Genomic DNA, 7,110 nt, shown 5'->3' with positions numbered 1-7,110 from the left:
GGATCTCGGTGGGGCCCTCCCGCGCGTCGTCCGGATCAGCCCTGCTCAGCCCTGCGGCCAGGCCTCGGCCAGCATCTTCCGGGTGTCCGCCAGCAGCTGCGGCAGCACCTTGGTGTGGCCGACCACCGGCATGAAGTTGGTGTCCCCGCCCCAGCGCGGCACCACGTGCTGGTGCAGGTGCGCCGCGATCCCGGCCCCGGCCGCCGCGCCCTGGTTCATCCCGATGTTGAACCCGTGCGCCCCGGAGGCCGCCCGCAGCGCCGTCATCGCCCTCTTGGTGAAGTCCGCCAGCTCGACCGTCTCGGCCTCGTCCAGGTCCGTGTAGTCGGCCACGTGCCGGTACGGGACCACCATCAGGTGCCCGCCGTTGTACGGGTACAGGTTCAGCACCGCGAACACCGCACCGCCCCGGGCGATGATCAGCCCGTCCTCGTCGCTCAGGGACGGGATCGAGCAGAACGGACAACCGTCGTCCGGAGCCGGACCGGTGGGCTTGTTCTCACCCTGGATGTAGGCCATCCGATGAGGGGTCCACAGGCGGCGGAATCCGTCCGGCTCACCAACGCCCCGCTGAAGTTCCGGCTCAGTCGTCATGCTGATCAGCATATTCGCCCGGCGCTGCTTGCAAAGCCGCGTGGGGCAGACTCTTCGAGAGCCTGCCCCACGCGTGACGGTCCTGCTACCGGATCACACCTGGACGCGGTTCTTCACCGCGTCCACGATCTCGGCGACGGCGTCCGCGACCGGGACGCCGTTCTTCTGCTCGCCGTTGCGGTAGCGGAAGGAGACGGCACCCGCCTCGACGTCGTCGTTGCCCGCGATCAGCATGAACGGGACCTTGGTCTTCTGCGCGTTGCGGATCTTCTTCTGCATCCGGTCGTCCGAGGTGTCCACCTCGACCCGGATCCCGTGCTTCTTCAGCTCGGCCGCGACCTCCAGCAGGTACGGCACGTGCTCGTCGGTGATCGGGATGCCGGTCACCGTGACCGGGGCCAGCCACGGCGGCATGGCGCCGGCGTAGTGCTCCAGCAGCACCGCGAAGAAGCGCTCGATCGAACCGAACAGCGCGCGGTGGATCATGACCGGCCGCTGGCGCGAGCCGTCCGCCGCCGTGTACTCCAGGTCGAAGCGCTCGGGCAGGTTGAAGTCCAGCTGGATCGTGCTCATCTGCCAGGTCCGGCCGATGGCGTCTCGCGCCTGCACCGAGATCTTCGGGCCGTAGAAGGCCGCGCCACCCGGGTCCGGAACCAGCGGCAGGCCCTGCTTCTCGGCCACGCTCGCCAGGACGCGGGTGGCCTCCTCCCAGGTCTCGTCCGAGCCGACGAACTTCTCCGGGTCCTTGGTCGACAGCTCCAGGTAGAAGTCGGTCAGACCGTAGTCACGGAGGAGGTTGAGCACGAAGGTCAGCGTGGAGTCGAGCTCCTCCGCCATCTGCTCGCGGGTGCAGTAGATGTGCGCGTCGTCCTGCGTGAAGCCGCGGGCGCGGGTCAGGCCGTGGACCACGCCGGACTTCTCGTAGCGGTAGACCGTCCCGAACTCGAAGAGGCGCAACGGCAGTTCACGGTACGAGCGGCCGCGCGCGTCGAAGATCAGGTTGTGCATCGGGCAGTTCATCGGCTTGAGGTAGTAGTCCACGCCCTCGTCGAGCTGCATGGGCGGGTACATGCCGTCCGCGTACCAGTCCAGGTGGCCGCTCTTCTCGAAGAGCTTCCCCTTGGTGGCGTGCGGGGTGTAGACGAACTCGTAGCCCTCTTCCTCGTGCCGCTTGCGCGAGTAGTCCTCCATGGAGCGGCGGATGATGCCGCCCTTGGGGTGGAAGACGGCGAGGCCGGAGCCGATCTCCTCGGGGATGGAGAAGAGGTCGAGCTCGTTGCCGAGCTTGCGGTGGTCGCGCTTCTCGGCCTCGACGAGGAAGTCGAGGTGGGCCTTGAGCTCGTCCTTGGTCGGCCAGGCGGTGCCGTAGATGCGCTGCAGCATCGGGTTCTTCTCGCTGCCGCGCCAGTAGGCGGCCGCGTTGCGCATCAGCTTGAACGCCGGGATGTGGCGGGTGCTGGGCAGGTGCGGGCCGCGGCAGAGGTCGCCCCAGCACTGCTCGCCGGTCTTGGCGTCCAGGTTGTCGTAGATGGTGAGCTCGCCGGCGCCGACCTCGACGTCCGCGCCCTCGCCGGCGGTGGCGGCGGAGCCCTTGAGGCCGATCAGCTCCAGCTTGTACGGCTCGGCGGACAGCTCCTCGCGGGCGGACTCGTCGGTGACCACGCGGCGGGAGAACTTCTGGCCCCGCTTGATGATCTCCTGCATGCGCTTCTCGATGGCCTTGAGGTCATCGGGGTGGAAGGGCTTCTCGACGTCGAAGTCGTAGTAGAAGCCGTCCTTGACCGGCGGACCGATGCCGAGCTTGGCCTCCGGGTAGAGCTGCTGCACGGCCTGGGCCATGACGTGCGCGGTGGAGTGGCGCAGGATGTCGAGGCCGTCCTTGCTGTCGATCGCGACCGGCTCGACCTCCTCGCCGTCCTGGAGGACGTGGGCGAGGTCCTTGAGCCGGCCGCCGACGCGGGCGGCGATGATCGAGCGGTCGTCGGCGAAGAGCTCGGCGGCCGTGGTGCCCGTCGTCACCACGCGCTCTTCCCGATCGGGTTCGCGGCTGATGATTACCCGGACGTCCGTCACCGGTCTCTCCTGACGTGCTGGATTTCAGAGGACGCAACACTGCGCTGCGCGTGACGATGGTACCGAGAGCGCCGCCCCTACCGTCCACCTACGCCCCTTCTCCCCCTCTCTCCGTCTTCTCCCCGAGCGCTTTCAGCAGCCGTTCGCGGTCGCCTTCCTCCCAGCCGCAGAGCTCCAGTCCGTGCGGGCGGGTCAGCCGGCGGAAGCCGCCCTGCCGGTCCAGCCGGCCGGAGACCCGCACGGGCACGCCCGTGAGGTGGGCCTCGGCGGCGAGCCGGTAGTCGGGGTCGGGCAGGCGGAGCTTGAGCTCGCGGACCTCGGCGCCGGTCAGCACCCGCAGCCGGACCGAGCCCGGACCGGACGGGTCGGCGCGCTTGAGCCGGGTGACCACACCGATCACGGTGACGGGGACGGCGGGCTCGCCGCGTTCCAGCAGGTCGGCGGCCTCCGCCAGGGCGGGCAGGTCGCCGGGTGAGAAGTCGAGGTCGATCCGGCGGTCCCCGAAGCCGCCCGGCGTTCCGGCGGCGGGCGACCAGGCGACGCTGAGCCGGGCGGCCGTCGCGTCGCGCACCAGCTCCTCGACGGACCGGACGAGTTCCCGGCTGACCCCGGCCTGAACGGCGTTCCCGAAGGCCTCGGGCCCGTCGCTGACCCGGCGGTAGTCGACCGCGTCGCGCAGCGCCTCCAGGGCGCGGACCAGGGTGGTGACGGCGGCGCGGCCCTCGGGCGCGGGGGTGTGGGCGGTGAGGGTGGCGCCCTGTTCGACCAGCAGGACGCGGTCCAGGAGGTCTCCGGCGAGGCCGTCCAGCCGGGCGCCGAAGTAGCCGGCTCTGGTCCGGGCGGCCTTGGCGCCCGCGGCGAGCATCCCGCGTGCCGCCTGCCGGAGCCGTTCGGCCTCGTCCCAGGAGGCGGCCTCGGCCGGGCCGGACGTCTCGCGGTGCCAGCACAGTTCGTCGCCGGGGACCGCGAGGGCGAGCAGGATCGAGCGGGCGGAGGGCGTGCGGGAGCGGGAGAGCGCGGTGACGGCGTCGGCGAGGAGTTCGACGGCGTCGTCGAAGCCGCCCCCGGCCGGGACGAGCAGGCTGGTGCCGGGTTCGTCGTCGGGCGGGGTCCAGCGTCCGTACCGGGCGGCCGGGCCGCCGCGGCGGATCCAGCCGTGCCGGGCGAGCAGGGTGGCCAGCACGGCCGGGTCGACGGCGGCCGGGTCGGGCAGGGGGCGGGCCGGTTCGTCCGGTCCGGGCGGCGGTGTCATGGGTCCGGTTCCTCCCTGCCGGGGCCGGGCCGTCACGGGCTGCCGCCCGCGCCGACCCGGGCCATGATGTCGCAGAGCGCGCGGTCGTCGAAGACCTTGTCGGTGGGCACCCGGACGTTGGTGCGCCGCTGTCCGGTGACCGGGTGGCCGGCCAGGTTGACCCAGTAGCAGCAGTGCCGCAGCTCCAGGGCGTCCGCGCGGGCCCGCAGCCAGTGGTCGACGCGGCGTGGCAGCAGCATCACGACCAGGAGCCGCGGCACGGCGACCCGGGGGCGGGCGAGCTTGCGCAGGTGGTCGTTGTCCAGGGTGAAGCTGAAGAACGGCCCGGCCGGGTCTGGCGCGACCTGCTGGGTGGCCTTGAGCTGGATCTTGACGGTGACCTCGTCGTCCACCCGGTGCTCCCGGGAGCCGTGGCTGACGTGCCAGTCGATGCCGTTGTCCGGGAACGGCTGGGAGAGCGAGCAGCCCGCCGCCGCGGCGACCGCGTGCAGGTAACCGACCTGCAGGGTCTCCATGCAGGCGGTGACCGCGAGGTTCCCCCGGAGGACGGCCGCCGCCTCCTCGGGCTGCGGCTGGGTCAGTGCCATCGCCCCGTGGCCTCCCCCGGTTCCGGGCCCGCCGCACCGCGGCCGGGCCGGTCGATTCGAACGGGACAGTCATGGGCAGGATCCCCGGCCGGGCTTGCGCCAAACGGGTTGAAGCGGCGTCAGAACCGGGTATCACCCGGACGCAACGCTCGTCTGAGGGGCAGTCATGCAGCAGCACTGGTACACGGGCCCGCTCGCCTCCTTCGACACCGAGACGACCGGCGTGGACGTGGAGCACGACCGGATCGTCTCGGCCGCCCTGGTCGTCCAGCTCGCGCCGGGCGCACCGGCGCGGACCACCACCTGGCTCGCCGATCCGGGCGTGCCGATCCCGGACGGCGCCCGCGCGGTGCACGGCATCACCGACGAGCGGGTGCGCGCCCACGGCCGCCCGGCCGGCACGGTGGTGGCGGAGGTCACCGGCGCGCTGGCGGCCGAGGCACGGGCCGGGCATCCGGTGGTGGTGATGAACGCGCCGTACGATCTGACGCTGCTCGACCGGGAGTTGCGCCGCCATCACGGGCTGACGCTGGCCGCCGCGCTGGCGGCGGCCGGGCTGGTGGTGCTGGATCCGCGAGTGCTGGACAAACACGTGGACCGCTACCGCAAGGGCCGCCGGACGCTGACCGACCTGTGTGCCCATTACGGCGTGGAGCTGGCCGGGGCGCACGAGGCGGCGGCGGACGCGACGGCGGCGCTGGCGCTGACCCGGCGGATAGGGGCCCGCTATCCGGCGGCGCTCGGCGGGCTGACGGCGGCGGAGCTGCACCTGCGGCAGGCGGTCTGGCACGCCGCGCAGGCGCGCGGGCTGCAGAGCTGGTTCGACCGCTCGGGGACGCCGGAGCGGGTGGACCTGTCCTGGCCGCTGCGGCCGGCCCGGTGCGGCTGCGGGCGCCGGCTGGAGCCGGGGCACGGTTGCGAGGCGGCGGCGTAGCGGGGCGGCCCCGGCGTTCCGGCCCCGAACACGCCGCAGGCCCTGACCGGATTCCTGGTCAGGGCCTGCGTGCTGTCCGGGTGGGCGATACTGGGATCGAACCAGTGACCCCTTCGGTGTGAACGAAGTGCTCTCCCGCTGAGCTAATCGCCCGGGCAACGAGATGAACTCTAGCACCATTCAGGGCCGGTCGTACAACTCGGCCGTTCGGGAGCGGCACCGCCTTCGCGGAACTCGCGCTCCATGCGGAAGGTGACTGTGCCTCAGCCGATTACCGACGACCCTTCAGGCTGATTCCGGAAATACATGTGAGGCCCAGCCGATAATCGACTGGGCCTCACATATCACAATGCATTCCGGTGGGCGATACTGGGATCGAACCAGTGACCCCTTCGGTGTGAACGAAGTGCTCTCCCGCTGAGCTAATCGCCCGGGTGCAGAGAAAACATTACCGCATCCCGGGAGGTGCTCCGACCACCCTCCCGGTCGGCGGCGCGTCACCCGGGCGGCTCAGCCGCCGTCCGGCCGGCCACCCGCCGGCGGCGACACCCGGGGAACGAGGGCCCGGCGTGGCCCGCGCCGGGCCCTCCCGGACCGCGATCCCCGTGGTCATCTCCCCCGGCGCGGGGGCCCGGGCCGCCGGGGTCCTCCGCGGCCGGGCGGCCGGGACGACCGGTCCGGGCGCGACGACGGCGCGGCGGCCGGGACGACCGCCGACCGCCGGGCCCGGCGTGGCGCCCGCGGGCGGCGGCCGGGACCGGGGCCCGCGGACCGATCACCCGACCGCCGTCAACGGACGCGTCAGCCGCCACGCCGGATTCACCCGTTCCCGTGTTCCCGGCCGCCTTGTCGTTTCGCACAGTCCCGCCGGGAAACTAACCAAGAAGCGCCCGGGTAATGCCGGGCCGGCCACCGCGAGGCGATTCCGCAATGCGCCGTAAGGGGTACGACTCGCGCCCGAATCGGGACAGAGGGGTTTACATCGGTCTTGGGGGTGGGATGGTCCGTTCGCCGACGTGCGATTCCCCGAGCGCACACTGAGCGAAAGGCCATGGCGCTTATGAACACCACGGTCAGCTGCGAGCTGCACCTGCGCCTCATCGTGTCCAGCGAGTCCTCACTGCCCGTCCCCGCGGGCCTGCGCTACGACACCGCCGACCCCTACGCCGTGCACGCCACGTTCCACACGGGCGCCGACGAGACCGTGGAGTGGGTGTTCGCCCGAGATCTCCTCGCGGAGGGGCTGCACCGACCCACCGGTACCGGCGACGTCCGGGTGTGGCCGTCCCGCAGCCACGGGCAAGGGGTGGTCTGCATCGCCCTGAGCTCTCCGGAAGGAGAAGCCCTGCTGGAGGCCCCGGCCCGGGCGCTTGAGTCGTTCCTCAAGCGGACGGACGCCGCGGTGCCCCCCGGCACCGAACACCGTCACTTCGACCTCGACCGGGAGCTGTCCCACATCCTCGCCGAAAGCTGATCCAGACCGGAGGCGGTCACGCCCCGCCGACGGCGGGGCCTTACCCCCTGCCGTCATCGCAGCCGTCCTACTCGGGGGCACGGCAGCGGACTCAGCCGCGCACGGCGCGGTCTCGGGGCCGGTGGGCGGTCCGTTCCCACCGGAGCGGGTCCACAGCACCACAGGCGCCCGGCACCGAGGCCGGCCACCCGATCGG

General features: G+C 72.1%; 6 protein-coding genes and 2 tRNA genes. 2 read left to right on the top strand and 6 right to left on the bottom strand.

Translation table 11 applies throughout. The features are described from left to right. Positions 1 to 45: 45 nt before the first annotated feature. The 4 genes from ACFRMQ_RS35920 to ACFRMQ_RS35905 all read right to left on the bottom strand — a co-directional run bounded on the left by ACFRMQ_RS35920 (position 46) and on the right by ACFRMQ_RS35905 (position 4,506). Complete coding sequence (locus tag ACFRMQ_RS35920) at positions 46 to 606, bottom strand: HIT family protein (protein WP_380735017.1); 561 nt, start codon at positions 604 to 606, stop codon at positions 46 to 48. Positions 607 to 687: 81 nt separating this feature from the next. Further along, complete coding sequence (thrS, locus tag ACFRMQ_RS35915; protein ID WP_380735016.1) at positions 688 to 2,667, bottom strand: threonine--tRNA ligase; 1,980 nt, start codon at positions 2,665 to 2,667, stop codon at positions 688 to 690. An 88-nt stretch (positions 2,668 to 2,755) separates the two neighbouring features. Beyond that, positions 2,756 to 3,919 (bottom strand): hypothetical protein, encoded by a 1,164-nt coding sequence (locus ACFRMQ_RS35910; protein ID WP_380735015.1) that lies wholly within the window; start codon positions 3,917 to 3,919, stop codon positions 2,756 to 2,758. Between the two features lie 32 nt (positions 3,920 to 3,951). Further along, a complete protein-coding gene (locus ACFRMQ_RS35905; RefSeq protein WP_380735013.1) occupies positions 3,952 to 4,506 on the bottom strand; it encodes a DUF4365 domain-containing protein in 555 nt (184 codons plus the stop codon). A 166-nt stretch (positions 4,507 to 4,672) separates the two neighbouring features. Here ACFRMQ_RS35905 and ACFRMQ_RS35900 point away from each other — a divergent pair, with 166 nt between their 5' ends. Further along, positions 4,673 to 5,440, top strand: a complete 768-nt coding sequence (locus ACFRMQ_RS35900) for an exonuclease domain-containing protein (RefSeq protein WP_380735012.1) — start codon at positions 4,673 to 4,675, stop codon at positions 5,438 to 5,440. An 81-nt stretch (positions 5,441 to 5,521) separates the two neighbouring features. Here the strand turns inward: ACFRMQ_RS35900 and ACFRMQ_RS35895 are convergent. Both ACFRMQ_RS35895 and ACFRMQ_RS35890 read right to left on the bottom strand, forming a co-directional pair. Then, positions 5,522 to 5,593, bottom strand: a tRNA-Val gene (locus tag ACFRMQ_RS35895). A 207-nt stretch (positions 5,594 to 5,800) separates the two neighbouring features. Then, a tRNA-Val gene (locus ACFRMQ_RS35890) sits at positions 5,801 to 5,872 on the bottom strand. A gap of 628 nt (positions 5,873 to 6,500) precedes the next feature. Between ACFRMQ_RS35890 and ACFRMQ_RS35885 the strand changes: the two genes are divergently transcribed. After that, positions 6,501 to 6,914 (top strand): SsgA family sporulation/cell division regulator, encoded by a 414-nt coding sequence (locus tag ACFRMQ_RS35885; protein WP_030056266.1) that lies wholly within the window; start codon positions 6,501 to 6,503, stop codon positions 6,912 to 6,914. Positions 6,915 to 7,110: the final 196 nt, after the last annotated feature.

The sequence above is a fragment of the Kitasatospora sp. NPDC056783 genome, from assembly GCF_042789895.1.
Classification (GTDB): Bacteria; Actinomycetota; Actinomycetes; order Streptomycetales; family Streptomycetaceae; genus Kitasatospora.
This window is presented reverse-complemented; position numbering and strand designations above follow the sequence as displayed.

What these genes read in the sequence shown, in the direction of transcription:
- ACFRMQ_RS35920 (WP_380735017.1), bottom strand. Translation starts at nt 606, where the DNA reads ATGCTGATCAGCATGACGACTGAGCCGGAACTTCAGCGGGGCGTTGGT.
- ACFRMQ_RS35910 (WP_380735015.1), bottom strand. Translation starts at nt 3,919, where the DNA reads ATGACACCGCCGCCCGGACCGGACGAACCGGCCCGCCCCCTGCCCGAC.
- ACFRMQ_RS35905 (WP_380735013.1), bottom strand. Translation starts at nt 4,506, where the DNA reads ATGGCACTGACCCAGCCGCAGCCCGAGGAGGCGGCGGCCGTCCTCCGG.
- ACFRMQ_RS35900 (WP_380735012.1), top strand. Translation starts at nt 4,673, where the DNA reads ATGCAGCAGCACTGGTACACGGGCCCGCTCGCCTCCTTCGACACCGAG.
- ACFRMQ_RS35885 (WP_030056266.1), top strand. Translation starts at nt 6,501, where the DNA reads ATGAACACCACGGTCAGCTGCGAGCTGCACCTGCGCCTCATCGTGTCC.